The following is a 26,502-nucleotide window of genomic DNA, read 5'->3' on the forward strand; positions in this document are numbered from 1 at the left end:
CCCACAGACAGAGCCGAGGACCATCATGAGTGAGCACACGGGACCAGAACCGAGCGAATTGCGGGCGTCGATCGCCTCCGGCAAACGGAAGCGCCGGAACCTGCTGATCGGCGGTGTCGCGGTCGTCGCCGTCGCCGCGATCGCCGTCGTCGTCTCGGTCGTCGTCGGTGGCCAGAACGGTGCCGCCGACGCGGCGACCGGTTCCGACGCACCCGCCGAGCGCCTCAGCGTGAAGATCGCGGTGTCGGAGGACACGCAGTTCCAGGACGCCGTCAAGGAGGTCGCCGCCGAGAAGGGCCTCGACGTCGAGTGGGTGAACGTGAAGGACTGGGTACTCCCGAACACCGAACTCGTCGCCGGCACCGTCGACGCGAACGCCTTCCAGCACATCCTCTACCTCTCGGCCTTCAACGCGGAGAACGACGCCGATCTGACGCCGGTGTTCTCGACCGTCATCACGCAGTGGGGGATCTTCTCGAAGACGCTCACCGACGTCAATGACCTCGCCGACGGCGCGCGCATCGCGATCCCGGACGACCCGTCCAACGGCGGTCGTGCGCTGAACATCCTGGCTGCGGCCGGACTCATCGAGATCGCGGCGGACGCGGGGAACTTCCCGACCGTCGAGGACGTCACCGCGAACGACAAGAACCTCCAGTTCGTGCCGCTGCCGGCGACGAGCATCCCGCAGCAGTTCGACGACCCGTCGCTCGCGGCCGTCGTCGTCGGGACCTCCTACTTCGACCCGAGCCAGGGCATCACGAAGGACGACGCACTCTTCCTCGACGACTCGCTCTCCGAGAAGAACCTGCCCTACGTCAACGTCATCGCCACCCGCGAGGAGGACAAGGACAACCCGGCCTGGAAGATCCTCGAGGACACCTACGCCGACCCGCGCGTCGCCGAGGCGCTCGACGACGAGTTCGCCGGGAACTCGATCCTCGTGAAGGTTCCGGTGAAGGACCTCCGCGACAAACTCGCCGAGCTCCAAGCCGAAGCCGAGTAGGACGACGGCGGCCGATCATCGCCTCCCGCGATGATCGGCCGCCACCACGCAGTGGCCGTCCGGGGTCTCCTGGACGGCCCTCCCGCGAGAGGAGCAGGTGATGAACACAGCAATCGTCTTCGAGGACGTCAGCAAGACGTTCGAGGTGAAGGGCCGTGCCTTCGAGGCGCTGCGCCGCGTCGACCTGACGGTCGAGCGGGGTGAGATCTTCGGCATCGTCGGATACTCCGGCGCCGGGAAGTCGACGCTCCTGCGCACCGTCAACGCCCTCGAGCGGCCGACGAGCGGGCGGGTCATCGTCGAGGGGCTCGAGATCTCCGCACTCGCCGGGCAGGCGCTCTACGCCGCGCGTCAGCGGATCGGCATGATCTTCCAGCAGTTCAACCTCCTGGAGTCCCGGACCGTCTACAAGAACATCGCCTACCCGCTCAAACTCGCGAAGGTGCCGGACGCCGAGATCGTCGACCGCGTCGAAGAACTGCTCGCGTTCGTCGGGCTGAGCGACAAAGCGCTCGCCTACCCGTCGCAACTCTCCGGCGGGCAGAAGCAGCGGGTCGGCATCGCCCGCGCCCTCGCCACCCGCCCGGAGATCCTCATCTCCGACGAGGCCACCAGCGCCCTCGACCCGCAGACGACCGGCGAGGTCCTCGAGCTCCTCCGGCGCGTGAACGAGGAGTACGGCGTCACGATCCTGCTCGTCACCCACGAGATCGACGTCATCCGCGAACTCGCCGACCGGGTCGCCGTCATGGAGGACGGCGAGGTCGTGGAGCAGGGCAGTGTGTACGAGGTGTTCTCGGCACCACGCACCGCGACCGCGCGACGCTTCGTCTCGTCGGTGCTCCACCACATCCCCTCCGACGACGTGCTCGCGAAGATCCGGGCCGTCCACCACGGCCGCCTGGTCCAGCTGCACGTCGAGGACCGCGACACCAACCACCCGTTCCTCTCGCGGGTCGCACGCGACAACGACATCGACTTCAACGTCGTGTTCGGCGGCGTCGACGAACTCCAGGGGCGACTGTTCGGCAGTCTCACGGTCGAGCTGCTCGGACCGGACGACCGCGTGGACGCCGCCATCGCGGGGCTCCGAGCCACGGCGACCGTCACCGCGATCGACCCTGCGCCGACCGCGTCGTTCCCTAAGCCTGCACCGATTCCTGAGCCCACGCCGGTCCCTGAGCCTGCACCGGTCCCTGAGCCTGTCGAAGGGCATGAACCGCTCGCCGAGGACCCCACCACGCTGAAGGAGCACACCCATGCGTGACTTCGATCCCGACGCGTTCTTCCCGCGTCTCCTCAAGGCCATCGGGGAGACCGGCCTCATGGTCTCCGTGTCCTTCGCCGTCGCGACGGTCATCGGGATCCTGCTGGGCCTCCTGCTCTACGCGAGCCGGCCCGGCAACCTCCTGCAGAACCGCGTCGTGTTCGGCGTCCTCAACTTCGTCATCAACGTCATCCGACCGGTGCCCTTCCTCATCGTCGCGATCGCGCTCATCCCGCTCACGCGGCTCGTGTTCGGCACCGGCCTCGGACCGCTTCCGGCGACGATCCCGCTCATCCTCGTCGCGAGCGTCGCCATCGGTCGCGTCTCCGAGTCGAACCTCGTCGCCGTCTCACCGGGTGCCATCGAGGCAGGTGCGGCCATGGGGGCGAGCCCCGTGCGGGTGCTGTTCACGATCGTCGTGCCCGAGGCGCTCGGCCCACTCATCCTCGGACTGACCTACATCCTCGTCGCCCTCGTCGATGCGACGGCCGTGGCCGGTGTGCTCGGCGGCGGCGGCCTCGGCGACCTCGCCATGACCTACGGTTACCAGCGGTTCGACTGGATCGTCGTCGGGCTCGTGGTCGTCACGCTCGTCCTGCTCGTGCAGCTCGCCCAGTTGCTCGGCAACGTGCTGGCGAAGCGGGTGCTGCACCGATGAGCGCCGACGACTTCGACTCGTTCCTCTCCTCCATCCGCGGCGGCGCCGTGTCGCGCGAGACCGACCGGCGGCTCCTGTTCGACGAGGTCACCGAGCTCAAGCACCTGGGCTTCGCCGCAGCCAGAGTCCCCGTCGCGTCCGGCGGCGACGGGCTCACGCTCGAGCAGCTGTTCGCGCGACTCATCGCGCTCTCGGCGGCGGACTCGAGCCTCGGGCACGTCTGGCGGGGACACATCCTGTTCGTCGAGGCGCTGCTCGCTTCGCCCGACGCCGCCTATCGGGAGCACTGGTTCACCCGGCTGAGCGCCGGCGACCTCGTCGGGAACGCACAGTCGGAGCGGCACGCGACCGCGCACCTCGAGACCGTCCTCGACCGCGACGGCGAACTCCTCACGGTGACCGGCACGAAGTACTACACGACCGGCAGCATCTACGCCGACTGGATCTACCTGTCCGCGCTCGACGGGACCGACCGCGTCGCCGTGACCGTCTCCGCGCACGATCCTGGCACCCGCTCGGTGGACGACTGGGACGGCTTCGGACAACCGTTGACCGGAAGCGGGACGACCACCTTCGACCGCGTACCGGTGGACCCGCGCGACCTCGTCGTCCACAGCGGCGACGCGGCGGGGTGGCACCGGACGGGAGCCCTCCAACAGCTCATCCTGCTCGGTGTGGTGGCGGGCATCGCGCAACGTGCCCTCGAGGACACCGTCGACTACGTGCGTGCCAGGCGACGGACCGTCGGCCACGCGGGCGAGCACCTGCCGCGGGAGGATCCGCTCGTGCAGTCGATCGTGGGTCAGCTGAGCAGCGTCGTGCACACGGCCCGCGCGCTCGTCCTCGCGTCCGCTCGAACCTTGGACGGGCCGGCCACCGATCCCGACGCCGCGCGTTCGGCGCTCCTGGAGGTCTTCCGCGTCCAGCAGGTCGTCCTCCCGCTCGTCCTCGATGCGCTCAGTCGCCTGTTCGAGGTCGGTGGTGCCTCCGCCGTCGGCCGGTCGACCGCGCTGGACCGGCACTGGCGGAACGTCCGGACGATCGCCTCCCACAATCCCGCCGTGCAGCGTTCGGCGGCACTCGGGCAGTTCGAACTCAACGGCACCCTGCCCGAGTGGCAGGCTCCGGGGGCGCGGCCCGAGACCGAGTCCGTTCCGGCGGATGGAGAGCAGGCATGAGCGAGACGGCGACGATCGACCGGGACCTGGCGCAGCGGTTCGCACCGCTCTTCGACGAGCTCGGGCGGGACACCGTCGAGCGGGAGCACGAGCGCCGTCTGCCGTATGCCGAGGTGGAGGCACTGCGGCAAGCAGGCTTCACCCGAGTGACGCTGCCACGACGATATGGTGGCGAGGAGGCCACGCACGGCGAGCTGTTCGAGCTGCTCGCCGAGCTGGCCAGACGCGACCCGAACCTCGCGCAGCTGTTCCGCTCCCACTTCTCCTACATCGACCGCACCCTGCACGCGCCGGCGTCTGCGGACCGCGAGGCGCGCCTGGCCCGGCTGGCCGACGGAGCCATCGTCGGCAACGCGAGCCACGAGCGGTCGACCGCGAAGGTGGGATCCCTCGCCACCCGACTCACCGAGACGCCGGGCGGTCTCCGACTGAACGGCACCAAGTTCTACAGCACGGGCACCCTGTTCGCCGACCTCGTCGGGGTCGCCGCCGAACAGGACGGCGAGTTCGTCTCGGTGCTCGTGGAGACGGACGCCACGGGTGTCGATCGGATCGACGATTGGACCGGGTTCGGACAACGACTGACGGGCAGCGGCACCACCGTCTTCACGGAGGTCGCCGTCGACGCGTCGGCGGTGACCCGGCGCGAGCCGGAACGCCCCTCGCACGGCGGCGCGTTCGTGCAGCTGGTCCTGCTGGCGGCGGTGACGGGCATCGGCCGCGCCATCGTCGACGACGCCGGCGCGTTCGTCCGCACGCGGACCAGGACCTACAGCCACGGTGCGGCGTCGACCGCCCAGGCCGACCCGATCGTGCAGGAGGTTGTCGGTGAGCTGTCGGCGAAGTCGTTCGCCGCCGATGCCGCGCTGGCCGCCGCGACGACCGCACTGGGGCGTTCGAGCGCGGCGATCCTCGGTGCCGAACCGGATCTCGTCCAGGAACGGATCGCCGCCGTCGAACTCGCGACGGCGCGCGCGCAGCTCGTGATCCTGCCCGCCGTGCTCGACGCCGCGACCGCCCTGTTCGACGTCGGCGGTGCGAGCGCCGTCGAGACGCACCGGGCGCTCGACCGGCACTGGCGGAACGCCCGCACGATCGCCTCGCACAACCCGTCCCGCTTCAAGGCCAGGTCGATCGGCGACCACGTCGTGAACGGGACGCCGATCGCCTCCTGGTGGAGCACCGGCGAGGCCTGACGCCCCGCCGGTCACACCCGTCGACAAGCGGTTCCTGAGCCTGTCGAAGGGCAGGAACCACTTGTCGAGGGGCTACTTCAGCCCGGAGAACGCCAGCCCGTCGATCACCCGGCGCTGGAGCACGATGAACAGGATGAGTACCGGTGCCATCGCGAGGATCGACGCGGCCATCATCACCGGGTAGTCCGTCGTCTTGTCGCTCGTGAGCGTCGCGAGACCGGCGGCGAGCGGCATCGAGTTCGCGTACGTGGAGACCACGAGCGGCCAGAGCAGTTCGTTCCACGACCAGAGCACGGTCGTGATCGCGAGGACGCTGATGCTGGGCCTCGCGAGCGGCAGCATGATCTTCCAGAAGATCTGGAAGGGCCCGGCGCCGTCGATCCGCGCCGCCTCCTCGAGCTCCGTCGGCAGGTTCAGGAACGCCGTCCGCATGAGGAACGTGCCGAACGCGCTGAACAGGCCGGGTGCGACGATGCCGAGCGTGGTGTTCAGCCAGCCGAAGCCCTGCACGATCTGGTACTGCGAGATGAGATACGCCTGCGACGGCACCATGAGGATCGACAGCGTCACGGCGAGCAGCACCGCGCGCCCGCGGAACCGCATCCGCGCGAACGCGTACCCCGCCATCGTGCAGAGGACGATCTGCGCGAGCGTCCTGATCACGGTGATGACGATCGACGTGCGCAGCTGGTCGAGGAACGGGAGGCGCTCGAACACCGCGGCGTAGTTCTGCCACTGCAGTTCGGCCGGCCAGAACGTGGGGACCACGCTCTGCACCTCCGCGTTCGTCGACAGCGACATGATGATCTGCCAGATGAACGGGAACGCCATGATGAGGCCACCGACGCCGAGCACGATGTGGGCGACGACGTGCGACCCGCGACGCTGGCCGGGGCGACCGGCCTCGCGGCGTCGCGCGGACGCAGCGGACGGACGACCCGAACCCGGAACGGTGACGGCACGGGTGGTGAGCGGTGCTGTGGCCGTGAGTTGCTCAGTCATTGTTCACCCATCGTTTCTGGAGCCGGAACTGGAGGAGCGTCACGAGTCCGATGATCAGGAAGATCACGATCGCGATCGCCGCCGCGTACCCCTTGTCGTTCTGGACGAAGCCCTGGTCGTAGAAGAAGTAGACGAGCGACATGCTCTTCGGGAGCACCGGGTTGGTGCTGCCGAGGATCGCGTACAGCAGGTCGAAGAGCTGGAAGCTCGAGATGACCGTGATGATCGTGACGAAGAAGATGCTCGGAGTGAGCAGCGGCACCGTGATCGAGCGGAACTGCCGCCACCGGGTGGCGCCGTCGAGCTCGGCCGCCTCGTAGAGCTCCGGTGCGATGTTCTTGAGTCCGGACGCCAGGATGATCATCGAGAAGCCGAGCGACGACCAGAGGCCGACGATCGCCACGGCGAACATCGCGGTGCCCGGCGTGCTGATCCAGTAGGGGCCGTCGATGCCGACGAGCGACAGCGTGTAGTTGAGGATGCCGAAGTCACCGTTGAAGATGATCCGCCAGACGATGGCCACGGCGGTCGGCATCGCGACGTACGGCAGGAAGAACAGCACCCGGTAGAAACTCGCGAACCGCAGGCCGGGGAGGTTCAACAGGCTCGCGAGGTAGACGGCGATCGGAATGCCGAGGAGGACCACCGCCGTGTAGATCAGCGTGTTGCCGAGGGAGGCGTAGAGCCGCGGGTCGGCGAACAACCGGACGTAGTTCTCGACACCCGTGAAGGTGGTTCCGCCGAAGACGCCCCACTCGGTGAACGAGTAGTAGGCGGTCTGGATCATCGGCCAGATGAAGAAGACGCCGATGCCGGTGAGGAGCGGGAGGACGAAGATCCACGGCCAGGCACCCTCGCCCCGGGCGGCACCCCGCCGGGCCACTCTCCGTGAGGAGAGCGGCGCCGACGGGGTGCGCAGCACGGTCTGACCGGTCACTTCTTGGCCAGCGCTGCGTTCATCTGCTCGGCGATGTCCTTCGCCACATCGGCGACGGGCTTGTCGCCGCTGAACGCGTCGGGCAGGAGCTCGACCTCGAGCGCGTTCCACGCGGCGGTGTTCTCCGACACCGGCAGCGGCTTGGCGTAGTCGAGGGCGTCGAGGAAGACCTGCAGGTTCATCGTCGGGTAGGAGTCGACGAAGGACTGCTGCGTGCCGGTGAAGGCGGGGATGACGGCGCCGAGGTCGCCCTGCTGCTGCTGGGCCTCCTCGCTCGCCAGAAACACCTGCAGTGCCTGAGCGGCCTGCTTGTTCTTGCTCGCCGCCGCGACGACGTTCGAGACGCCGTGGATGACCGTCGCCTGCTCCTTGCCGGTGGGCAGCGGGAAGGCCTGCGTGGTGGCGGCGACATCGGACTCACCGACGAGGGGTCGCAGCCAGCTGCCGCCCCAGTACATGGCGACCTTGCCCGAGGTGAACCACTGGTCGGCCGGCGTGTCCGTCAGCTGCTGCATGCTGGGCGAGGAGCCGTTCGCGATGAGGTCGGTCCAGAACTGGAGCCCTTCCTGGGCCTCGGGGCTGTCGTACTCGGACTCGGTCTGGTCGGCGTTGATGACCTCGCCGCCGGCCTGCAGGATCGTGTTGTAGTAGGTGGTTTGTCCGTCCATGCCGCCGGCGGCACCGTAGACGCCCTGGTCCTTGAGGTTCGTCGAGATCGTCTGCGCGGCGGTGTCGAAGTCGTCCCAGGTCCAGTCGTCGGCGGGCAGCGCGACGCCGGCCTGCTCGAAGAGCGCCGTGTTGACCCAGACGCCGACGGTGTCGAAGTCCTTCGGCACGCCGTACTGGGTGTCGTCGAGCGAGTACAGCTCGTTCAGGGCCTCGGGGTAGTTCTTCGGGTCGATGTCGCCCGCCTTCACGGCGCCGGTGATCGGCTCGATCTTGCCGTTCGCCGCGTAGACCTGGAAGTTCGGCCCGTTCAACCAGAAGAGGTCGGGCAGGGTGTCGCTCGAGGCCTGCGTCTGGAGCTTCGACCAGTACGAGGCCCAGGGCGTGACGTTCACGTTGACGGTGATGTCGGGGTAGACCTTGTTGAAGGCCTCGATGTTGGCGTCGATCGCCTCGACCTGGGCCTGATCCCAGACACCGTAGGTGATCTCGGCCTTGAGGTCCTTCGGGGCGGCGGCGTACTCGCCACCGGTGGCGCCCCCTCCCCCGGTGCTGCAGCCGGCGGTGAGCGCGGCGGCGGCGAGGAGGCCGATGCCGCTGAGGATGGCACGGCGTCGGTTGCGACCGCCGGGTGCGGCGTTGCGGTTCATGAACGGCGAAGGCATGACTGGAGTCCTTTCGAGGTGCGCTACCGGGCGGCGGCGTCGAGGGAGTGCGGTGCGGTGCGGGCGGTGAGGGAGGAGAAGTACTCGACGAGTGCGGGGTCGAGTGGCGGGACGTCGAGCGGGATCGAACCGTTGCGGAGGGAGTGTGCGGCGAGGGCACCGGCGGCGACGGCCTGGCGTGCGGCGACCGGCGACAAGGTGGTCGGGGTGCCGTCGGCGACGAAGGCGAGGAACTCGTTCATCGTGTCGAGATCGGCGTCGGCGTGCCCCTCCTCGACGCCCGCGATCGGGTACTCGACGTCGCCCTCGGTGCTCCAGGTGCGACGACGGTTCCAGACCTTGACGGTGCCACCGGCGGTGTCGCCGATGTTCTCGAGCCGGCCGTGCGTCCCGATGACGGTGTAGTTCCGCCAGTAGTCGGGGGTGAAGTGGCACTGCTCGTAGCTGGCGGTGATCCCGTGCTCGAGGGTCATGAGCATCATCGAGACGTCTTCGACGTCGACCACGGGGTTCAGGCCTCGCTGCGCCTCGGGCGGCCAGTTGTCGTACGAGAACCAGTCGGCCATGGTCTGGCCGCTGCGGTCCTCGTGATCGTCGATGTCGCCGTAGACCGCGAGGTCGCCCATCGCGACGACGCGCTGCGTGTACGCGCCGGCGAGGAAGTGGACGACGTCGATGTCGTGGCTCGCCTTCTGCAGGAGCAGGGTGTTCACGCGCGAGCGGTCGGCGTGCCAGTCCTTGAAGTAGTAGTCGCCGCCGTTGCCGACGAAGTGGCGCACCCAGACGGACTTGACCGCGCCGATCTCGCCGCGCTCGATGACCTCGTGCATGAGCCGGACGACCGCCGCATGCCGGAAGTTGTGCCCGACGTAGAGCGGCGTCCGCGACTCGTAGGCGGCCTGGAGGACCGCGTCGGCGTCGTCGAGCGTGATCGCGAGCGGCTTCTCCAAGTAGACCGCGATGCCGGCGCGCAGCAGGTCGACCGCGATCTCCTTGTGGGTCCAGTCGGGCGTCGTCACGATCGCCGCGTCGACACCGCCCTGCGCGATGAGCGCCTCGTGGGAGTCGAACACCTCGATGTCGTCGCCGAACAGCTGCCGTGCCCGACCGCGACCGATCTCGGTGGTGTCGACCGCCGCGACGACCGATGCGGACGTGGGGCTCGTGGCGACGTGTTCGGCGATGTAGGCCCGCTGGCCGGTGCCGATGACGGCGACCCGGAGGCCTTCTGGGGTGGTGGCTGGTGCAGTGCTCACTCGATCACATCCGCTTCCTTGCGTGAAGTTGATTCATATGATGCCAAAACGATCATGAAATGACAATAGGCGATCACAGCGCTGACGCAAGTGCGGGGTGGCCGATGTGGAGAGGTTTTACCGTGCGGAAACATGGGGAGCGGGGTCGCACTTCGACAGGCTCAGTGACCGGGAGGGGATGGCTCAGCGGCCGAGAGGGGGCTCAACGAGCGGGAGGGTGGGGCACTTCGACAGGCTCAGTGACCGGGAAGGGCCGCTCAGTGACCAGGAGGGGGCGGCTCAGCGACCGGAAGGAGAGGACTCAGGCGGCGATGATGAGCTCGACGCCGGCCGCGGCCAGGGCGTCGGCGAGTGTCGGATCCACAGGCTGGTCGGTGACGAGCACGTCGATGCGGTCGAGCGGGCAGATGCGGGCGAAGGTCGCCTTCGTCATCTTGGTGCTGTCGGCGACCACGATGACCCGCTTCGCGACCTTGACGAACTCCTGGCTCACCGAGGCCTCACCCTCGTGGAGGGTGGTGGCGCCGAACTGCGCGCTCAAGCCGTCGACGCCCAGGATCGCGACGTCGAGGGCGATCTCGGCGAGCGCCCCCGCGACGAGCGATCCCACGAGTTCATAGGACTGGCGTCGTGCGACGCCGCCCGTCACGACGATCTTCACGTGCGAGCGCACGGACAGTTCGAAGGCGATGTTGAGCGCGTTCGTCACGATCGTGACCGAGGCGTCGCCGTCCGAACGGACGAGGTGCTCGCTCCGCCCGATCACGCGCGCGACCTCACTCGTGGTGGTACCGCCGTTGAGTCCGACGGCGTCGCCGACGTTGATCAGGGCGGCCGTGGCCTTCGCGATGGCCATCTTGGCGTCGGCCTGGCGGGCGATCTTGTACTGCAGCGGCAGCTCGTAGCCGGTGCCGAGGGCGGCGGCACCGCCGTGGGTCCGCGTGACGAGTCGCTGTTCGGCGAGCGCCGTCAGGTCGCGGCGGGCGGTGGCCGCGGAGATGCCGAGCGCTTCGCCGATCTCGGCGATCGTCACGTTGCCGCGTTCGCTCACGAGCTCGAGCAGGGCGTTGAGTCGCTGTTGCTGCGTCATCTGTCCTGCTTTTCCGGTCGGGTCGGGCGTACTGTGACCATCATATGGGCGCTCAGGCAGCGCCTGTCTGATTGATTCTGACGATTTGCACTGGTATCGATCAGATTCGATCCGGTATGGTTGCGGCAACGCATCGCCACGCTGCGATCGCGTCCCCTCACGTGAAAGGCACGTCATGCCCGAGACCTTCGTCGCCGCCGAACTGGCGTCGCAGCCCGAATCCTGGCGCACCGCCGCCGCCCTCGTGCCGGAGGCCGGTGCCGTGCTACCGCAGCCGGGCGAGCGGGTCGCGGTGGTCGGGTGCGGCACCAGCTGGTTCATCGCGATGAGCTACGCCGTGCTGCGCGAACAGGCGGGGCTCGGCATCACTGACGCGTTCGCGGGCTCGGAGTTCCCCGGTATCCGCGACTACGACCGCATCGTCGCCATCTCACGCTCCGGCACGACCACGGAGATCGTGCACCTGTTGGAGGCGGTGGGCGACTCGGTCACCACCGTCCTCATCACCGCGGTCGACGACTCCCCCGCGACCGTTCCGGCGGCACACGTCATCGCCCTCCCCTTCGCCGACGAGCGTTCCGTGGTCCAGACCCGCTTCGCCACGACGACGCTCGCGCTCCTCCGCGGCTCGCTCGGACACGACGTCGAGGCACTCGCCGTGGAAGCCGAGCGGGCGCTGCAAATCCCGATCGACGAGTACCTCGCCGCCGACCAGGTCTCCTTCATCGGACTCGGGCACGCCGTGGGCCTCACCTTCGAGGCCGCGCTCAAGACCCGAGAGGCGGCACAGTTCTGGGCGGAGTCCTACCCCGCCATGGACTACCGCCACGGTCCCATCGCGATCGCGCAGCCCGGCCGACTCGTCTGGTCCCTCGGTCCGACGCCCGCCGGCCTGCCGGAGGACGTCGCGGCCACCGGAGCGACCTTCGTGCAGCACGACCTCGACCCCATCGCCGGGCTCGTCGTCGCCCAGCGCTTCGCGGTCGCGTTGGCTGAGGCCCGCGGCCTCGACGCCGACCACCCCCGTTCGCTCACGCGCTCCGTCATCCTGACGCCGTGACCGAGCGGGCGGTCCTCGGCATCGACGTCGGCGGGACCGGGATCAAAGCCGCATTGACGGATGCCGACGGCACGGTCCTCGGGCGCTGGCGCGAGGCCACGCCTTCGGGCGACACCTCGGGTGTCCTGACTCGCGACATCGTCCTCGGACTCGTCGCCGCCGCGAGCCGCGTCGCAGCCCCAGCGGCCGTCGGGGTGGTCGTGCCCGGCGTCGTCGACGAGCAGCACGGCGTCTGCATCCACGCGGTCAACCTCGGTTGGCGCGACCTCGCCTTCCCCGAGCTCCTCCGTCCCGCGCTCGAGGTGCCGCTCGCCTTCGGGCAGGACGTCCGCGCCGGGGCGCTGGCGGAGGCGGTCTCGGGCGCTGCAGCCGACGTCACGGGCACGATCGCGTTCGTACCGGTCGGAACCGGTCTGGCCTCGGCGCTCGTCATCGACGGCATCCCCTTCGCCGGCGGCGGCTGGGCCGGCGAGATCGGCCAGCGCGTGATCCAGGACGGCCCGCACCGCGGGCTCCGGGTCGAGGAACTCGCCTCGGCGGGCGGCATCGCACGACGCGCGGGCACCCGCGACGCGAAGACCGTCGCCGACGCCGTCGCCAGCGGTGACGCCGCCGCCATCGTCATCTGGAACGACGCCGTCGATGCACTCGCCGAGGCCCTCGCCGGCATCACCGTCGTCGCCGCACCCACCGCCATCGTGATCGGCGGTGGGCTCGCCCTCGCCGGAGCCGCCCTCTTCGAGCCACTCGAGCACGGACTCCGCGAGCGCCTCGACGTCGTCCGTGTCCCGCAGCTCCTGCCCGCTCGTCACGGCGACGAGGCGGCCACGGTCGGTGCGGGGATCCTCGCTCGCCGACTGGTGACAGCCCGATGACGACCACCCCCGCACCGCGTCGCGTCGTGGTCGTGACGCCGAACCCGGCCGTCGACATCACCTACACGGTCGCCGAGCAGCAGCTCGGGGTCACGCAACGCGTCCAGTCCGTCGTGCGGCGTGCCGGCGGGAAGGGCGTGAACGTCGCCCGCGTCCTCGAGTCGCTCAGCGTCCCGACTCTGCAGGTGCTCCCCCTCGGTGGCGCCTCCGGCACCTGGCTCGCGGACGCCCTCACGGCCGACGACCTCCCCACCCGGGTCGTGGAGCTCCGCGCCGAGACACGCTCGACGGTCGCGGTCGTCGACGGCGTCCAGCATCCGACCCTCTTCGCCGAAGCCGGTCCGGTCGTGACGCCCGAGGAGTGGACCACCCTGACGACCGAGCTCCGACGCGCCCTCCACGACGCGAGCGCACTCGTCATCTCGGGCTCGCTCCCGCCGGCCACACCCGACGCCGTCGTCGAAGCCCTCGTCCGAACCGGGCACGACGCCGGCGTCCCCGTGATCGTCGACGTCAGCGGCACGGCGCTCCTCGCCGCGGCCCGCGCCGGTGCGACGATCCTCAAACCCAACCTCGACGAGGCCCTCGAAGCGACGGGCGCCGCCGATCTCGCATCGGCTCGCGCGGCTCTCCTCGCGCTCGGCGCCCGCGCGGTCGTCATCTCCCGTGGGGCCGACGGCCTCACCGCCGGAGACGCCGATGGTGCCCACGAGGTCCCGGCCGTCCCCGGCGTCAGCGGCAACCCGACCGGCGCCGGCGATGCCGCCACGGCCGGCCTGGTCGCAGCACTCCGCGCGGGAGCCACACTTCCCGAGGCACTCCGCACGGCGGCGGCGGCAGGTGCTGCGGCCGTGCTCGAACCGATCGCCGGCGCGATCGACCTCGCCGCCTTCCACCGATTCCTCGACGCACCCGACCCCATTGGAGCAACCGAATGACCACCGCCCTCGAATTCACCACGCTCCTCGCCAACGCCTCGTCCTCGAACGCCGGCATCGCGGCGTGCAACGTGGTCCTCCTCGAGCACGCGGAGGCGATCGTCGCCGGCGCCGAGGAGGCCGGGCTGCCGGTCATCCTGCAGATCAGCGAGAACTGCGTGCGGTACCACGGGTCGCTCGCCCCCATCACACTCGCCTCGCTGGCCATCGCCCGTGCAGCGACGGTCCCGGTCCTCGTCCACCTCGACCACGTGGAGTCGGCCGAGCTCGTGCGCGAGGGTGTCGAGCTCGGCGTGGACAGCGTGATGTACGACGCCTCGACCCTGCCGTACGACGAGAACGTCCGCGCGACGAAGGAGATCGTGGACTTCTGCCACGCGCGCGGCGTGGCCGTCGAAGCGGAGCTCGGCGAGGTCGGCGGGAAGGACGGCGTCCACGCTCCGGGCGCACGCACGGTGCCCGCAGAGGCCGTCGCGTTCGTCGCTGCGACCGGCGTCGACGCCCTGGCCGTGGCCGTCGGCACCTCGCACGCGATGACGAGCCGGGAGGCCGCCGTCGACCACGCGCTGATCGCACAGCTCCGCCGCGAGGTGCCCGTCCCGCTCGTGCTGCACGGTTCCTCCGGGCTCCCCGACGACGAGCTCCGCGCGGCGGTCCGTTCCGGGATGACGAAGATCAACCTCTCGACGCACCTCAACGGCTTGTTCACCCGGGCGGTGCGCGACGTCCTCGACGAGCAGCCGAAGCTCGTCGACCCCCGCACCTACGTGCGGGCCGGGCGCAGCGCGGTCGCGGCCGAGACCGCGCGGATCCTGCGCCTCCTTGCGACGGACTGAGCACTCCCAGCAATCCCACAGCAACACGCAACGCTGAGCTGTTAATATATATTGTGTTGGAGTTCTTCCAACGCCTCCACCGGTAACCGATCGTCCCCCGCGATCACCCTCCGGCCTCCCGAGCCCGATATCCCTTCGGGTGCGCGGGAGATACGGCCACCCCTCCCCTAGGTGCGGTGGCCCGAAGCTCTGCGACACCGCCGGTCGATGCTCGGGTCCAACCTCGGGCATCGACCCGCGCAAGCACTGACGCCAGGCATTCCCAGGTCGTTCTCAGCTTGGTCGCGTACGTTCGTTCCTCGAGTGCCGATGTCACAACCGGCTTCCGTGTGCAGAGTCCACACCTCCACGGATACGCCGATGCTCCCGACACGACACCACCAGCCGTCATCCAGAACGGCGAAGAACGATCCACCGGACGGCCCCAGCCGACCAGCGCAGCCGAATCTCGGCGCAGCTGCATACCGGACGGTCTCGTCGCTCCATCCATGCGACCTGCACCGATCGTCATCGCATTCCCCCTCTGGAACCGGCCCATCCATCATCCGTAACACCAGAATCGAGAACCACCATGTCCATCACTCAGACTCGGACCCCAGCGTCCTCCAACCGTTCCGCGGGCACCGCCGTCCACGGCCGCGGTCACTCCACCGAGAAGCTCACCTACCGCTTCGGTCTCCGCACCCGGGAGACCGGTGCGGAGCAGCGCGGCTCCAGCAGTGCGGCCAACCGCCGCGGCTGAGCCGCCTCACCGCTCCAATCGACGCCCCCGCACGGCTTGACCGTGCGGGGGCGTCGTGCGTCCAGAACCGGCGCCGATCCCGGCCGCTCCGGAGTTCGGACGATCGTACGGACGACCACGGCGTCCCAGGTGGGAGAATCCCCACATGGATCCCGTCGCGCTCATCTCGTGGATCGTCGTGTTCGTCGTCGTCACCGTCATCGTCTCCGGCCTGTCCGGCCGAGCGGGCGTCTCCGCCCCGGTGGCCCTGGTGCTCGTCGGCGGCGTCGCGTCGTTCATCCCCGCCGTCCCGACCGTCGAGATCGAACCCGACCTGATCCTCTACGGACTATTGCCGCCGCTGCTCTTCGCGTCGGCGATCCGGATCTCCCTCATCGACATCCGTGCCCGTAACGACGGCATCATCCTGCTCTCGGTGGGGGCGGTCGCGTTCACCGTCGTGTCGGTCGGGTTCGCCAGCTGGCTCCTCATCCCGTCGATCACCCTCGCGGCGGCGTTCGCGTTCGCAGCGGTCATCGCTCCGACCGACGCCGTCGCCGTGAGCGCGATCGCCGGACGACTCGGGCTCCCGCGCCGCGTACTGACGATCCTCGAGGGCGAGAGCCTGCTCAACGACGCCACCGCACTCGTGGCACTCAACGCCTCGATCCTCGCCATCACGAGCGTCGTCAACCCGGTCATGATCGCCGGCGAGTTCGTCATCGAGGTCGTCGCCGGCGTCGGCGTCGGTCTCGCGGTCGGCTGGGTGCTCTCCGAGGTCCGCCGACGCCTGCGCGCCCCAGTCCTCGACACCTGCCTGTCCCTCATCACCCCGTTCCTGGCGTTCCTCCTGGCGCAGGCGATCCACGGTTCGGGTGTGCTCGCGGTCGTCACCGCCGGGCTACTGCTCGGCTACCGGGCGCCCATCGTGCAGTCGGCCGAGGCGCGCATCGCCGAGTCGCTCAACTGGCGCACCATCCAGTTCCTCCTCGAGAACGCCGTCTTCCTGTTCATCGGGCTCAACCTGGCCGGCATCCTCGAGGGCGCGATCCAGACCGGTCCTGGGCTCTGGCCGACCGTGTTCATCAGCATCGGGGTCCTCGCGGCGCTCATCGTCTCGCGGTTCGTGTGGGAGATGACGGTCACGGCGATCTACCGGCTCGGGCCGAGACGGCTCCGTGAGCGGAGCTGGTCGTGGGGCAACGGGATAGCCGTCTCCGCAGCGGGCGTCCGTGGCGTGGTGACCCTGGCGGCCGTGTTCCTGCTGCCCGAGGACACCCCGTCGCGCGAGTTCCTGCAGTTCCTGGCGTTCGTCGTCGTGGTCGGCACGCTCCTCTCGGGGCTCGCGCTCCCCCGGATCATCCGCGCACTGCACCTCCCGCCGCCGAACCACAGCCAGGAGCGCGTCGAACAACTGATGCTCATGGCGGAGGTCCAGACGGCCGGCCTGGACCGCCTCGACGAACTGACGACCGAGGCGGACGAGGAACAGGTGCTCAACCGTCTGCGGACCAATGCGAGCTTCGTGGCCAACGCCCTCGAGCAGTACACGGGTGACGGCTCGGAACTCCGCACGGTCGCGTTCGCCCGGCTCCGCCGCCAGATGATCGCGGCGGAACGCGAGGCGCTCCTCTCGGCGCGCGCCGAGGGTCGCTACCAGGAACCGGCGGTCGCCGCGGTCCTGGCGGCGATCGACGCCGAGGAGGCGACACTCAAGGCGATGACGCCGAAGCCGCCGCGGTCATAGCACCCCGGACGCGCTGCCCGCATGCCCCATCCGAACGACCGGTACAGGACGATCGGTCGGGCAGGATGAGGGCATGATCATGTTGTTCCCGGCCGCCGTCTTCGCGGTGCTCTACGTCACGAGCCGACGCCGCGACGCCCGCCGCCTGCGCAACGGGGTCTTCCTGGTCTCCGCGATCGCCTGCGGGCTGGTGGCGCTCCTCTCGGAGGCGTCCCGCACGACGCCGTTCACCGTGCTCCTCGCCGCGTTCGGCACGGTCCTGCTGGTGGGCGTGCTCGGGGTCCTCCTCATCGGCAACGGCATCACGATGCTCCGGCTCGAAGGACGCAGCCTGGGCAACCTGCTCTCGCTGTTCGCCGGGGTCGCGATCCTCGTCCTGCCCGTGCTGGCCGTGCTGCTGGTCCTCGGAGCGCACCCGCAGTCCCTGCCCTCCTGGCTGACGATCGTCCTCGTCGCGCTGGGTCTCCTGCTCGGGTTCGCGTGCTTCTACGCGGCGGCGACCTTCGCGGCCTTCGGCGTGTACTCACTCGTCTACAGCCGCTACCGTCACACCCAGACGCCCGACGCCCTCGTCGTCCTCGGTTCCGGCCTCATCCACGGCGAGGTCCCGCCGTTACTGCGCAGTCGCCTGGACCTGGCACTCCGCATCTACCGGGCGACAGCACCGGGGACGACTCGACCGATCCTGATCCCGTCCGGCGGCCAGGGCGACGACGAACCGCGCCCGGAGGGGACGGCCATGGCCGAGTACCTCGTCGCGAACGGCGCGGACCCGACGGACGTGCTCCCGGAGACCGCGTCCACGAGCACGCGCGAGAACCTGTTGCTCTCCCGGGACCTGCAGCAGTCGGCCGGACGGAACGGCGAGACGATCGTGGTGACGAACAATTACCACGTCCTCCGCGCGGCGCTCCTCGCACGTTCGATCGGGAGCGACGCACAGGTGATCGGCTCCCCGACGGCCGCCTACTACGTGCCGAGCGCGTTCCTCCGCGAGTACGTCGCCATCATGGTCGAGCACCGTCAGCTGAACGCGCTGGCGATCGCGGGCGTCGCGGGCCTGATCGCCCTCGCCGTGGTCTGGTCGCTCCTGCCGATCTGAGCCGCCGTCTCACTCGAACACGGCGACCGCAACGCGCGACGGGCCGTCGTCCGAGTGGATCGGAGGACGGCCCGTCGGTCGTGTGGTGTCCGACTCAGTCGGGTGCGGTGTCGTAGACCTCGCGGGCGTCGTCGGTGGCCTCGGAGGCCGGACCGGAGTCGGGCTGGTGGTCGGCCGAGCCGTCGGCGTCGCCACCCTCGCCCTCGGCCAGCGGTGCGTCGAGTTCGGTCGAGGGCTCCGGGGTCTCGACGGCCTCCTCGGTCGCCTGCTCCTCGTCGGGAGCCGCGTCCTCCGAGCCGGTGCCGTCGACGGTCTGACTCGACCCGTCCGAGCCCGGTCCGGCGGTCGTCTGGTCGGAGCTCACGAGCTCTGCGGTGTCGATGTCGGCACCCTCCCAGGCTTCCTGGTCCGCTCCGGCCGCACCGGTCGCGAGGTCGTCGCTTGAACGCTGGTCCTGCTGATCCGTCATGATGCACTCCTCTCCGCGGAACGCGTCGCGCTCCGTGTCCTCGGACTCTACGTCGTGATCCTCCACGGTCTCCCGGGGTTGACAGCCACCGACGGGCGCCCGAGCCGGTCGCGATAGCGTGGGGACATGAGCCTCCCCGTCACGGACACGCGCGTCACCTATCCCTCCGGAGCCCTCGTCTCGACGGGCACGGTGCTGCACGTCGAACCCGCCGGCGACCACCTCGCCGTCGTGCTCGACGAGACGGCCTGCCACCCGGTCGACGCCGCGTGGCCCGACCAGCCCGCCGACACGGCGACCATCACCTTCGGTGCGGGCACGAGTGCCGTGGAGGTCGCCGTGACGGACTGCGTCGTCGCCGCGACCGACGGCACTCAGTTGTACCTCGGCGCCAACATCCCCGTGAAGAAGGGCACCGAGGGGTGGGCCTTCCTCGTCGCCCACCTGGTCTCCGCCGAGGCGACCCCGAGCGCCGTCGAGGGCGAGACGGCCCGCGTCGAGGTGGACGCGTCCACCCGACACGCGCTCTCCGCCGGACACACCGGTTGCCACCTCGCATCACTCGCCCTGAACGCCGCGCTCGCCGACGCCTGGCGCAAGGAGGTCGTCCCCGACGCCCTCGGGGCTCCGGATTTCGACGCGCTCGCCTGCGAGTCGTCGCGGATCGCTCCGAACGCGTCGACCGACCGTTACCGCATCGGCAAGTCGCTTCGACGGAAGGGGTTCGACCCGGCCGCCCTCGACGACCTCGACGCGCTCGGGTCACGCATCCGGAACACGCTCGACGGCTGGTTGGACAGCGGCGCCGCCGTCCGGATCGATCGCGAGGGCGAGCTGCTCACGGATCGGCGCAGCTGGCACTGCGAGCTTCCGGGCGGCCCCGCGGTCATCGCCTGCGGCGGCACCCACGTGGCGTCATTGGGCGAGTTCTCGAACATCGCCGTCTGGCTGGAACGCGAAGACGTCGACGGCGCCGTGGTGCTGTCGATGGTCAGCACGGTCGTCCCGGCCGGCTGACCGGCGGCTCGGCGGTTGACCGGCGACTAGGCGGCGATGCCGGTGGAGGCCGCGCTGCCGACGCCGGCGAGCAGGCCACCCATGACGAACACCCAGAGCAGCACGAGCGCCGCCCAGCCGAGCAGGAACAGCCCGTTGAGCACGACGCCCGTGATGGCCATCGCGCGACCGGCGGGCTCGCGGCGGAGCCCCATGAGGCCGAGGACGAATCCGACGACCGGGAGCACGAAGGTGAACCCGAAGAACAGCGACACCAGGCCGATGACCATGCTGGAGATACTGAGACCCTTCGGCGGCGACGCCGGGTACGGGTACGGCGCGGGGTACACGGGCGCATACGGCTGCGCGTACGGCTGCATGCCGTACTGCGGCGGGTAGGGCTGCTGCTGCGGGTAGGGCGCCTGCTGGGCGTACGGCTGCACCCCGTACTGCTGCGGCTGGAGCTGCTGTTGCGGGTACGGCTGCGGCGGAACCGACTGCTGCGAGTACGCCTGCTGCGGCGCAGAGGGCTGCGGCTTGGATCCGTCCGGTGTGCTCATGCCCGTCAGCCTACCGACCAGCCCGCGCTCGATGCCCGACCCCTCGCCCCGACGGCAGCCTCCAGCTCTCTGGGAGCTCACGCTCAAGGGCGGTGAGGGGCCCGGAAAGCGACTACCGTATTCGTGCGGTCCTCGCAGTGAACCCGGAACACGGACCGCGCCACACCCAGAAGGAGCACCGTGCAGAACGACGCGATCGCCGAGGAACAGGACCATCTCGATCGGCTGCACGACGTGATCCGGTCGCAGTCGGACCTCGAGGAACGACGCTCCGAACTCGCCCTCCGCGCCTTCGACGGCGACGACGACTCGAGCTTCTCGGAACGCGACGCCCTGGTCGCCCACCACCGCCAGCGGATGGTCGAGCTTCGTTCGTCCAGCTACGGACTCCTCTTCGGCCTCCTCGAACGCGAGACCGACGAACGGCACCACATCGGGCGCATCGGCCTGCGCGACCCGGAGAGCGGCGACCAGCTCCTGTTGGACTGGCGCGCACCGGCCTCGCGCCCGTTCTACACTGCGACGCCACTCCGACCCGAAGGCCTCCGCCTACGCCGCCGCATCGGCACGGCCGGTCGCCGCGTCACGGAGGTGCACGACGAGGTCCTCGACACGACCATGCTCAGCGACGACGAGCCGAGCGGCATCGGCGAGTCCGGTGCGTTGCTGGCGGCCCTCGGTCGCGCCCGGACCAAGCACATGGCGGACATCGTCGACACCATCCAGGCCGAGCAGGATGCGATCATCCGCGCGCCCCTCCCCGGCACGCTCCTCGTCCAGGGCGGTCCGGGCACCGGGAAGACCGCCGTCGCGCTCCACCGCGCCGCGTACCTCCTGTACGAGCACCGCGAGCGGCTCATGCGCAGTGTCGTGCTCATCGTCGGGCCGAACTCGACCTTCCTCGACTACATCAGCCGCGTGCTGCCGTCGCTCGGCGAGACCGCCGTCGTCCTCGTGACGCCCGCGACCCTCGTGCCCGGACTCGACGCACACGCGGAGGACTCGCTCGAGGCCGCCGAACTCAAGGGTCGACTGCGGATGGCCGACGTCGTCGCCCGGGCCGTCCGCGAGCGCCAGGTGCCGCTCGACGAGCCGGTCACGATCCGCATCGCCGGTGACGGCCCGCTCCGCGTCACGCCGGGCGTCCTGCGCCGGATCAAGGCCGGCATCGAGCGCTCGGGCACGCCGCACAACGAGGCGAAGCTGCGGTTCGACCGCGCCGTGCTGACGCACCTCATCGGGCTCGAGGCGAAGCGCGACGGCTTCGAGCCCCGCACGGGCGAGGATGCCGACGAGCGTCGACAGGAGCTGAGCGAGGAGCCCGAGGTCGAGGAGCTGCTCGACACGATGTGGCCGATCCTCGAGCCGGCCGAGATCATCGACCGCCTCTTCACCGATCCAGAGCTGCTCGCTCGCGTCGCGCCAGACCACACCGAGGAGGAGCGTCGCCTCCTGCTCCGCGAACCCGTCGCCGGAACGGACGGCGCAGGTGAGACCGACTGGGCGGCCCGGCTCACGCCCGGCGACATCGCCCTCGTCGACGAGGCCGCCGAGCTCATCGGCGAGGACCAGCGTCCCGAGCTGGAACGCCAGCGCCGCGCCGCCTACGAGCGCCGGCACGACGTCGAGTACGCGCGCAGTGTGCTCGAGATGATCGGTGACATCAGCATCGACGACGAGGCCCAGGACGACGACTACCTCCGTTCCGCCCAGGACCTCGCCGACCGCCAGACCGTGGAGGACGACCGCAGCCCCGCGGAACGCGCCGCGAGCGACCGCACCTGGGTCTACGGGCACGTCATCATCGACGAGGCGCAGGAGCTCACCCCCATGCTGCTGCGGGCCGTCCTGCGACGCGGTCCCAACCGCTCGATGACGCTCGTCGGCGACATCAACCAGCAGAGCACCTCCGCCACCCGCTCCAGCTGGCAGGAGCTGCTCGGCCCCCAGCTCCCGCGCTGGACCGAGGAGCTGCTCACCGTCAACTACCGGACGCCCGAGCAGATCATGGCGCTCGCCGATCCCGTCAGGCTCGAACTCGACCCGGACTCCCCGGCGCCCGTGTCGATCCGACGCGGCGAGGAGGAGCCCGTGCTGCTCACGGTCGAACCCGCCGCGCTGGCCCCGACGGCTGCCCGCGCCGCCGTCGACGCGATCACCGCACACGCCGGTATCGCGGGCGTCATCGCACCCCGCGCGCTCCTGGCGGAGATCGACACCCTCCTCGCCGACGCCGGAGCCGATCGCGCGCGGGTGTGGACCGGCACCGCGCGTGAGAGCAAGGGCCTCGAGTTCGACAGCGTCGTCCTCGTGCAGCCCGACGCGCTGGGCGGGACAGGACACGCGGCCCTGTCGCTCCGGTACGTCGCGCTCACCCGTGCCACCCAACGGCTCACGGTCGTCGACTCGTCGAGCTGACCGCGGGCAACCGGCGACGCACCGTCGTCCGGACCCCTCCAGAGCACCGGGCGACGGGAAGGACCGTAGGCTTGGGCTCTGCCAACAGAATGTGAGGCTGGGATGAAGGTCATCAGCTACAACCTCCGCAAGAACAAGGCCAGCGGCGAGCTCGTCGCACTCACCGAAGAGTTCGGCCCGGACGTCCTCGCGTTGCAGGAGGCCGACACCCTGCAGCTGCCCGCCGAGCTCGGCGGCCTGCACCTCGCCGACAGCACCCACCGCAACCGGCTCGGCCTCGCGATCTACTACCGCCGCGACCGGTTCACCGCCGAGTCGACGCAGACGTTCGCGCTGAAGAAGTCGCTGCACGACATGGTGCTCGCGCCGGCGCACGAGCGCCTCATCGGCACCCGCCTCACCGACGTCGAGGCCGGGCGCGAACTCATCGTCGCCTCGTTCCACGCGGCCCCGCTCACCGCGCTCAACTCACTGCGTCGGCACCAGATCAAGGCCGCGCACGAGCAGCTGCACGCGATGGGCGACGTCCCGACGCTCATGGTCGGCGACTACAACTACCCGCTCTTCCAGAAGGGCCTCGGCACCAAGATGCAGGAGAGCGGCTACGACCTGAGCCTCAGCGATCGCAGCACCTACACCCGCTACAAGATGTTCCGTGGGCACTTCGACTTCGCGACGTCCGTGGGCCTCAAGATCGACCGGGTGCAGACGCTCCGCCGCGGCATCTCGGACCACCTGCCGATCCTCGTGGACGCGAGCTACGGCTTCGCCGTGCCCGAGGACGACGACGCGCCGGAGTCCGCCGCCCGCTGACCCGGTCGCCTGCCCCTGTGCGCGCCCCGTCCGGTTCGCAATTCAGGATGCGCTCGGCGCGGCGCCCTCCTGCCGCGGCGTGCCACGCGGGAAACGCCGCGCTCGTCCTGAGTTGTGAACTCGAAAGCGACGTCAGATGAGGCCGCGGAGGAACTCCTGGACGCTCGTGCCGGCCTCGCGGGCGCGACGGACCAGGCGCTCGTGCTCGTCGGACGTGAGATCGAGGGTGAGCTGGTGCCACGTCGGTTCGACGTCGAGCGAGAACAGCGCGCCGTCGTCCTCCGCGTCGAACACGGGGGCGGTGCGTTCCTCCTCGACCTCGAGGTCGGCGAACAGCTCCGGCTCGGTCGTCTCGGGAGCGTCTTCAGCCTCGGCATCAGCCTCGGGGATCGACGGGGTCTCCGCAGCTCCGGCGCCGGTCCAACCGGGTCCCTCCGGCACCGGCGTCTTGCGCTGGAAGGCCTCAGCCGCCGTGCGGGCGCGGATGTCGGCCGCCTCGTTGAGTCGGTGACCGACGTGACCCTTCACCCACTCGAACCGGTAGCGCCGCCCGGCGATGGCGGCGTCGATCTCCTGCATGAGCTCGAGGTTCATGACGGGCTTGCCGTCGCCCTTCTTCCAACCCTTCTTCTTCCAGCCCGGCATCCACTTCGTGATCGAGTCGATGACGTATTTGCTGTCGCAGAGGATGTGGAGGTCCTCGTCGAGGTGCTCGGTGGCGCGGAACAGTTCGAGGACGGCGCGCAGCTCGCCCATGTTGTTCGTGCCGTGCGGCCATCCCCCAGCTGCCCAGCAATCGTCGTCGACATACCAGGCCCAGCCGGCGGGTCCGGGGTTGCCGAGGGCGGAGCCGTCTGCGGCAGCGGTGATCGTCATGAGCGCCTTTCGATGAGTGCCCTCCATCGTATCGACGCACCACCGACGCCCCGACGCCGGTCCCGCGGTGCCGGTATCGGGCTGGCCCGGCGTCAGGCGGATGGCGTCAGGCGGGCGCGAAGACGCTGAGCGTGACGGCGACCGTGACCGTCGTGTAGCCGGGCAGGTCGGCGATCGCCTGCTCGAAGACGTCGTCGTCGAGGTGGTGGGCGCTCGGCCCCATGCGGACCTCGTCGCGCACCTCCTCCGGCATGAGTTCGACCGCGTAGTCGAGCGTGTCGCGAGAGCGGAGCGCGAAGCCGTCGAGCTGCGCGTCGAGGCGGGCGTCCTTGCGCTCGGCGATCCCGATCATGCCGAGACGGTCGCGCAGCTCGGCCAGGTGACCGGGTCGCGGCGTCACGACGGTGAGCAGGCCGTCCGGGCGGAGCACCCGACGCATCTCGGGACCGTTGCGTGGGCCGAAGATGCTCAACAGGTGGTCGACCGACGCCGCCTGCAGCGGGAACGGCGCCCAGGCATCAGCGGTCGCCGCTGCAGCCCGGCCGTGTGCGCGCGCGGCGCGACGAGCGGCGAGCGGCGACAGGTCGAACCCGAACCCGCGCCAGGCCGGCCGGGCGTCGAGGATCCGGCCCAGGTAGTAGCCGGTCCCGCCGGCGATGTCCACGACGAGCGGGGCGCTGTCGTCGTCGACCGAGCCGTCCGGGAGGAAGCGCGCGAGCGGCAGGGTCGTGGCGACGTGGTCGGCGATCGGCTCGTAGTGCTCGGCCTCGAGGAACGCTGCGCGGGCCGCTACCATCTCCTGCGTGTCGCCGGTCTTCGGCGTCCGACCGCCGACGACGAGCGAGGCGTACCCCTGCCGGGCGATGTCGAAGCTGTGACCGGCGGGGCAGCGGAGCACGCGGTCGCCGAGCTCGAGGGTCGCGGTGCAGATCGTGCACGCGAGATCGGGGGCGACGAGGCTCAGCCGATCGTGCTGCGGGACGTCAGCGAGGATCGGCATGCCTTCGAAACGCTCCGCTTCCAGCTGCTGTGTCCGTCGCCGCCGCGATGCTTCCGGTTGTCGCACTTCACCCACACGGTGAGTCTAGGCGCGTGCCGCATGGTGCGTGCGCCGGAACGTTCGAGCAGCGATCCGTCGCGGCGGGCTTCGGCACCGCGGTGACTCGATCGGCTCGGTGACTCAGTCCTCGAGCGCGCTCCGCAGACGCTCGACCTCCTCGCGTGCTGCGTCGCTGGCACGCTGCGCCCGGTCAGCCTCTCGTCGGCGTCGGACCCACTCGCGATCGGCGTCGGCGATGTCCGCGTCGAGCTCCTCGAGGCGCCGTGCGAGGTCCTCGCGGTCACGCTGCAGTCCCGATCGCCGGACCGCCGACTCGTCCAGGAAGGCGGTCGCCTCCTCACTCGCGCTGGACGCTGCCTCCTCGTCGCGCTCGGCCGCCTCCAGCCGGGCCCGAAGGCGTCGGCGTCGGTCGTCGTCATCGTCGGAATGGTCGCAGTCTCCGTCGCCCCGCGTCCCGACGGACCCGTCGGCGGTGGAGCGCCTACCGGGGGATCCTGGCCCGCCGACCACACCACCCCACCCCGCTCCGCTCGAGGTCGGGGCGTCGGTCAGCCGCCCGGACGACACCTGCGCGGCGAGGTCGGCGTCTGCACTCGCCGCTTGCAGACTCTGGCGGACGGTCTCGATCACCGCTCCGGAGAGGGACGCCCCCTCCGCTGCTGCGGCTTCGACGGTGGCGGTGACGAGCGTCGCGATCAGCGAGCGACGTTCGGTGCCGAGCGTGCGGAGCGCAGTGGCGTCGCCGGAGCGTTGAGCGTCGCCGAGCGCGGAGCCGAGTTGTTCCAGTTCGCTGAGCAGGTCCGGGCGGTGCGCCGTCAACACGTTGAGCGCCCAGGCGGCGACCGACGGTTTGCGGAGCGCGAGGATCGCCGTCGCCAGGTCGTCATCCCCGTCGTCGCGCGCTGCGACGGCCAGGCGTTTGCGCTCCGTCACGAAGCCGCTGAGGGGGACGCGCAGCAACTCGACGGCTGCGGACGCGAGGCCAGTCGGGGCCGGCGTTCCGGTGTCGCGGTCATCGGGCACGGTGCCGCTCCCTCGCATCATTTCACGTCAGGCTAGCGCCCTCTTGCGCCAGAACGGAGTCCGACTGTCGCCTTTTCGGGGGTCGAT

25 protein-coding genes are annotated in these 26,502 nt (G+C 70.0%); 15 read left to right on the forward strand and 10 right to left on the reverse strand.

All coding sequences use genetic code 11. The features are described 5' to 3' along the window. The first annotated feature begins 25 nt into the window (after positions 1–25). The 5 genes from EAO79_RS01665 to EAO79_RS01685 all read left to right on the forward strand — a co-directional run bounded on the left by EAO79_RS01665 (position 26) and on the right by EAO79_RS01685 (position 5,305). Entirely contained in the window at positions 26–1,006 is a 981-nt protein-coding gene (locus EAO79_RS01665; protein WP_124767549.1) for a MetQ/NlpA family ABC transporter substrate-binding protein, read from the forward strand. Positions 1,007–1,106: 100 nt separating this feature from the next. Continuing rightward, on the forward strand, positions 1,107–2,273 hold the full coding sequence (locus EAO79_RS01670) for a methionine ABC transporter ATP-binding protein (protein ID WP_124767550.1): 1,167 nt from the start codon (positions 1,107–1,109) through the stop codon (positions 2,271–2,273). Then, positions 2,266–2,931 (forward strand): methionine ABC transporter permease, encoded by a 666-nt coding sequence (locus EAO79_RS01675; protein WP_079706489.1) that lies wholly within the window; start codon positions 2,266–2,268, stop codon positions 2,929–2,931. Before EAO79_RS01670 ends, EAO79_RS01675 begins: the two co-directional genes overlap by 8 nt. Continuing rightward, a complete protein-coding gene (locus tag EAO79_RS01680) occupies positions 2,928–4,109 on the forward strand; it encodes a hypothetical protein (protein WP_124767551.1) in 1,182 nt (393 codons plus the stop codon). Before EAO79_RS01675 ends, EAO79_RS01680 begins: the two co-directional genes overlap by 4 nt. Beyond that, complete coding sequence (locus tag EAO79_RS01685) at positions 4,106–5,305, forward strand: acyl-CoA dehydrogenase family protein (RefSeq protein ID WP_124767552.1); 1,200 nt, start codon at positions 4,106–4,108, stop codon at positions 5,303–5,305. Before EAO79_RS01680 ends, EAO79_RS01685 begins: the two co-directional genes overlap by 4 nt. A gap of 72 nt (positions 5,306–5,377) precedes the next feature. Here the strand turns inward: EAO79_RS01685 and EAO79_RS01690 are convergent, their stop codons facing one another. The 5 genes from EAO79_RS01690 to EAO79_RS01710 all read right to left on the reverse strand — a co-directional run bounded on the left by EAO79_RS01690 (position 5,378) and on the right by EAO79_RS01710 (position 10,921). Beyond that, a complete protein-coding gene (locus tag EAO79_RS01690; protein ID WP_124767553.1) occupies positions 5,378–6,307 on the reverse strand; it encodes a carbohydrate ABC transporter permease in 930 nt (309 codons plus the stop codon). Next, complete coding sequence (locus EAO79_RS01695) at positions 6,300–7,244, reverse strand: carbohydrate ABC transporter permease (protein WP_241160955.1); 945 nt, start codon at positions 7,242–7,244, stop codon at positions 6,300–6,302. The genes EAO79_RS01690 and EAO79_RS01695 overlap by 8 nt, the downstream gene beginning before the upstream one ends. Beyond that, positions 7,241–8,575: a sugar ABC transporter substrate-binding protein gene (locus tag EAO79_RS01700; protein ID WP_240044100.1), complete on the reverse strand. Its 1,335-nt coding sequence runs from the start codon at positions 8,573–8,575 to the stop codon at positions 7,241–7,243. Before EAO79_RS01700 ends, EAO79_RS01695 begins: the two co-directional genes overlap by 4 nt. A gap of 23 nt (positions 8,576–8,598) precedes the next feature. Continuing rightward, positions 8,599–9,831 carry a Gfo/Idh/MocA family protein gene (locus EAO79_RS01705; protein ID WP_124767554.1) on the reverse strand — a complete coding sequence of 411 codons (1,233 nt, stop codon included), beginning with the start codon at positions 9,829–9,831 and terminating at the stop codon, positions 8,599–8,601. A gap of 301 nt (positions 9,832–10,132) precedes the next feature. Further along, positions 10,133–10,921, reverse strand: a complete 789-nt coding sequence (locus EAO79_RS01710; RefSeq protein ID WP_079706484.1) for a DeoR/GlpR family DNA-binding transcription regulator — start codon at positions 10,919–10,921, stop codon at positions 10,133–10,135. A gap of 175 nt (positions 10,922–11,096) precedes the next feature. Here EAO79_RS01710 and EAO79_RS01715 point away from each other — a divergent pair, with 175 nt between their 5' ends. The 7 genes from EAO79_RS01715 (at position 11,097) to EAO79_RS01740 (ending at position 18,200) form a co-directional block, all read left to right on the forward strand. Beyond that, entirely contained in the window at positions 11,097–11,981 is an 885-nt protein-coding gene (locus EAO79_RS01715; protein WP_124767555.1) for an SIS domain-containing protein, read from the forward strand. After that, complete coding sequence (locus EAO79_RS01720) at positions 11,978–12,856, forward strand: ROK family protein (RefSeq protein ID WP_124767556.1); 879 nt, start codon at positions 11,978–11,980, stop codon at positions 12,854–12,856. Before EAO79_RS01715 ends, EAO79_RS01720 begins: the two co-directional genes overlap by 4 nt. Continuing rightward, the gene (locus EAO79_RS01725; RefSeq protein ID WP_124767557.1) at positions 12,853–13,794 is read left to right on the forward strand and encodes a 1-phosphofructokinase family hexose kinase; all 942 of its coding nucleotides are present in this window, start codon (positions 12,853–12,855) and stop codon (positions 13,792–13,794) included. The genes EAO79_RS01720 and EAO79_RS01725 overlap by 4 nt, the downstream gene beginning before the upstream one ends. Beyond that, positions 13,791–14,630 carry a class II fructose-bisphosphate aldolase gene (locus EAO79_RS01730; protein ID WP_124767558.1) on the forward strand — a complete coding sequence of 280 codons (840 nt, stop codon included), beginning with the start codon at positions 13,791–13,793 and terminating at the stop codon, positions 14,628–14,630. Before EAO79_RS01725 ends, EAO79_RS01730 begins: the two co-directional genes overlap by 4 nt. Positions 14,631–15,201: 571 nt before the next feature. Then, on the forward strand, positions 15,202–15,372 hold the full coding sequence (locus tag EAO79_RS18995; RefSeq protein ID WP_153303529.1) for a hypothetical protein: 171 nt from the start codon (positions 15,202–15,204) through the stop codon (positions 15,370–15,372). 145 nt (positions 15,373–15,517) lie between these two features. After that, positions 15,518–17,098, forward strand: coding sequence for a sodium:proton antiporter (locus EAO79_RS01735; RefSeq protein WP_064296856.1), 1,581 nt, complete (start codon positions 15,518–15,520; stop codon positions 17,096–17,098). A 73-nt stretch (positions 17,099–17,171) separates the two neighbouring features. Continuing rightward, positions 17,172–18,200: a YdcF family protein gene (locus EAO79_RS01740; protein ID WP_124767559.1), complete on the forward strand. Its 1,029-nt coding sequence runs from the start codon at positions 17,172–17,174 to the stop codon at positions 18,198–18,200. Positions 18,201–18,294: 94 nt separating this feature from the next. Here EAO79_RS01740 and EAO79_RS01745 read toward each other — a convergent pair whose 3' ends face one another. Beyond that, the gene (locus tag EAO79_RS01745; RefSeq protein WP_124767560.1) at positions 18,295–18,669 is read right to left on the reverse strand and encodes a hypothetical protein; all 375 of its coding nucleotides are present in this window, start codon (positions 18,667–18,669) and stop codon (positions 18,295–18,297) included. Between the two features lie 126 nt (positions 18,670–18,795). Here EAO79_RS01745 and EAO79_RS01750 point away from each other — a divergent pair, with 126 nt between their 5' ends. Then, complete coding sequence (locus tag EAO79_RS01750) at positions 18,796–19,686, forward strand: metal-dependent hydrolase (protein WP_124767561.1); 891 nt, start codon at positions 18,796–18,798, stop codon at positions 19,684–19,686. A 26-nt stretch (positions 19,687–19,712) separates the two neighbouring features. Here the strand turns inward: EAO79_RS01750 and EAO79_RS01755 are convergent, their stop codons facing one another. Continuing rightward, positions 19,713–20,225, reverse strand: coding sequence for a DUF4190 domain-containing protein (locus EAO79_RS01755; RefSeq protein WP_124767562.1), 513 nt, complete (start codon positions 20,223–20,225; stop codon positions 19,713–19,715). A 180-nt stretch (positions 20,226–20,405) separates the two neighbouring features. On the opposite strand from EAO79_RS01755, the gene EAO79_RS01760 reads away from it, so the two are divergent. Together EAO79_RS01760 and EAO79_RS01765 are read left to right on the forward strand one after the other, a co-directional pair. Next, a complete protein-coding gene (locus EAO79_RS01760; protein ID WP_124767563.1) occupies positions 20,406–22,643 on the forward strand; it encodes a UvrD-helicase domain-containing protein in 2,238 nt (745 codons plus the stop codon). A gap of 102 nt (positions 22,644–22,745) precedes the next feature. After that, the gene (locus EAO79_RS01765; RefSeq protein WP_079706474.1) at positions 22,746–23,456 is read left to right on the forward strand and encodes an endonuclease/exonuclease/phosphatase family protein; all 711 of its coding nucleotides are present in this window, start codon (positions 22,746–22,748) and stop codon (positions 23,454–23,456) included. A gap of 132 nt (positions 23,457–23,588) precedes the next feature. Here the strand turns inward: EAO79_RS01765 and EAO79_RS01770 are convergent, their stop codons facing one another. From EAO79_RS01770 to EAO79_RS01780, 3 genes are all read right to left on the reverse strand, one after another. Then, positions 23,589–24,332, reverse strand: coding sequence for an RNase H family protein (locus EAO79_RS01770; protein ID WP_124767564.1), 744 nt, complete (start codon positions 24,330–24,332; stop codon positions 23,589–23,591). Between the two features lie 106 nt (positions 24,333–24,438). Next, positions 24,439–25,332 carry a putative RNA methyltransferase gene (locus EAO79_RS01775; RefSeq protein WP_124767565.1) on the reverse strand — a complete coding sequence of 298 codons (894 nt, stop codon included), beginning with the start codon at positions 25,330–25,332 and terminating at the stop codon, positions 24,439–24,441. 180 nt (positions 25,333–25,512) lie between these two features. After that, positions 25,513–26,415 (reverse strand): hypothetical protein, encoded by a 903-nt coding sequence (locus EAO79_RS01780; RefSeq protein ID WP_124767566.1) that lies wholly within the window; start codon positions 26,413–26,415, stop codon positions 25,513–25,515. Positions 26,416–26,502: the final 87 nt, after the last annotated feature.

This window comes from Plantibacter sp. PA-3-X8, assembly GCF_003856975.1.
Taxonomy (GTDB): Bacteria; Actinomycetota; Actinomycetes; order Actinomycetales; family Microbacteriaceae; genus Plantibacter; species Plantibacter auratus.

What these genes read in the sequence shown, in the direction of transcription:
- EAO79_RS01710 (WP_079706484.1), bottom strand. Translation starts at nt 10,921, where the DNA reads ATGACGCAGCAACAGCGACTCAACGCCCTGCTCGAGCTCGTGAGCGAA.
- EAO79_RS01765 (WP_079706474.1), top strand. Translation starts at nt 22,746, where the DNA reads ATGAAGGTCATCAGCTACAACCTCCGCAAGAACAAGGCCAGCGGCGAG.
- EAO79_RS01690 (WP_124767553.1), bottom strand. Translation starts at nt 6,307, where the DNA reads ATGACTGAGCAACTCACGGCCACAGCACCGCTCACCACCCGTGCCGTC.
- EAO79_RS01730 (WP_124767558.1), top strand. Translation starts at nt 13,791, where the DNA reads ATGACCACCGCCCTCGAATTCACCACGCTCCTCGCCAACGCCTCGTCC.
- EAO79_RS01685 (WP_124767552.1), top strand. Translation starts at nt 4,106, where the DNA reads ATGAGCGAGACGGCGACGATCGACCGGGACCTGGCGCAGCGGTTCGCA.
- EAO79_RS01700 (WP_240044100.1), bottom strand. Translation starts at nt 8,575, where the DNA reads ATGCCTTCGCCGTTCATGAACCGCAACGCCGCACCCGGCGGTCGCAAC.
- EAO79_RS01680 (WP_124767551.1), top strand. Translation starts at nt 2,928, where the DNA reads ATGAGCGCCGACGACTTCGACTCGTTCCTCTCCTCCATCCGCGGCGGC.
- EAO79_RS01675 (WP_079706489.1), top strand. Translation starts at nt 2,266, where the DNA reads ATGCGTGACTTCGATCCCGACGCGTTCTTCCCGCGTCTCCTCAAGGCC.
- EAO79_RS01670 (WP_124767550.1), top strand. Translation starts at nt 1,107, where the DNA reads ATGAACACAGCAATCGTCTTCGAGGACGTCAGCAAGACGTTCGAGGTG.
- EAO79_RS18995 (WP_153303529.1), top strand. Translation starts at nt 15,202, where the DNA reads ATGTCCATCACTCAGACTCGGACCCCAGCGTCCTCCAACCGTTCCGCG.
- EAO79_RS01740 (WP_124767559.1), top strand. Translation starts at nt 17,172, where the DNA reads ATGATCATGTTGTTCCCGGCCGCCGTCTTCGCGGTGCTCTACGTCACG.
- EAO79_RS01770 (WP_124767564.1), bottom strand. Translation starts at nt 24,332, where the DNA reads ATGACGATCACCGCTGCCGCAGACGGCTCCGCCCTCGGCAACCCCGGA.
- EAO79_RS01725 (WP_124767557.1), top strand. Translation starts at nt 12,853, where the DNA reads ATGACGACCACCCCCGCACCGCGTCGCGTCGTGGTCGTGACGCCGAAC.
- EAO79_RS01750 (WP_124767561.1), top strand. Translation starts at nt 18,796, where the DNA reads ATGAGCCTCCCCGTCACGGACACGCGCGTCACCTATCCCTCCGGAGCC.
- EAO79_RS01755 (WP_124767562.1), bottom strand. Translation starts at nt 20,225, where the DNA reads ATGAGCACACCGGACGGATCCAAGCCGCAGCCCTCTGCGCCGCAGCAG.
- EAO79_RS01665 (WP_124767549.1), top strand. Translation starts at nt 26, where the DNA reads ATGAGTGAGCACACGGGACCAGAACCGAGCGAATTGCGGGCGTCGATC.
- EAO79_RS01775 (WP_124767565.1), bottom strand. Translation starts at nt 25,332, where the DNA reads ATGCCGATCCTCGCTGACGTCCCGCAGCACGATCGGCTGAGCCTCGTC.
- EAO79_RS01745 (WP_124767560.1), bottom strand. Translation starts at nt 18,669, where the DNA reads ATGACGGATCAGCAGGACCAGCGTTCAAGCGACGACCTCGCGACCGGT.
- EAO79_RS01735 (WP_064296856.1), top strand. Translation starts at nt 15,518, where the DNA reads ATGGATCCCGTCGCGCTCATCTCGTGGATCGTCGTGTTCGTCGTCGTC.
- EAO79_RS01715 (WP_124767555.1), top strand. Translation starts at nt 11,097, where the DNA reads ATGCCCGAGACCTTCGTCGCCGCCGAACTGGCGTCGCAGCCCGAATCC.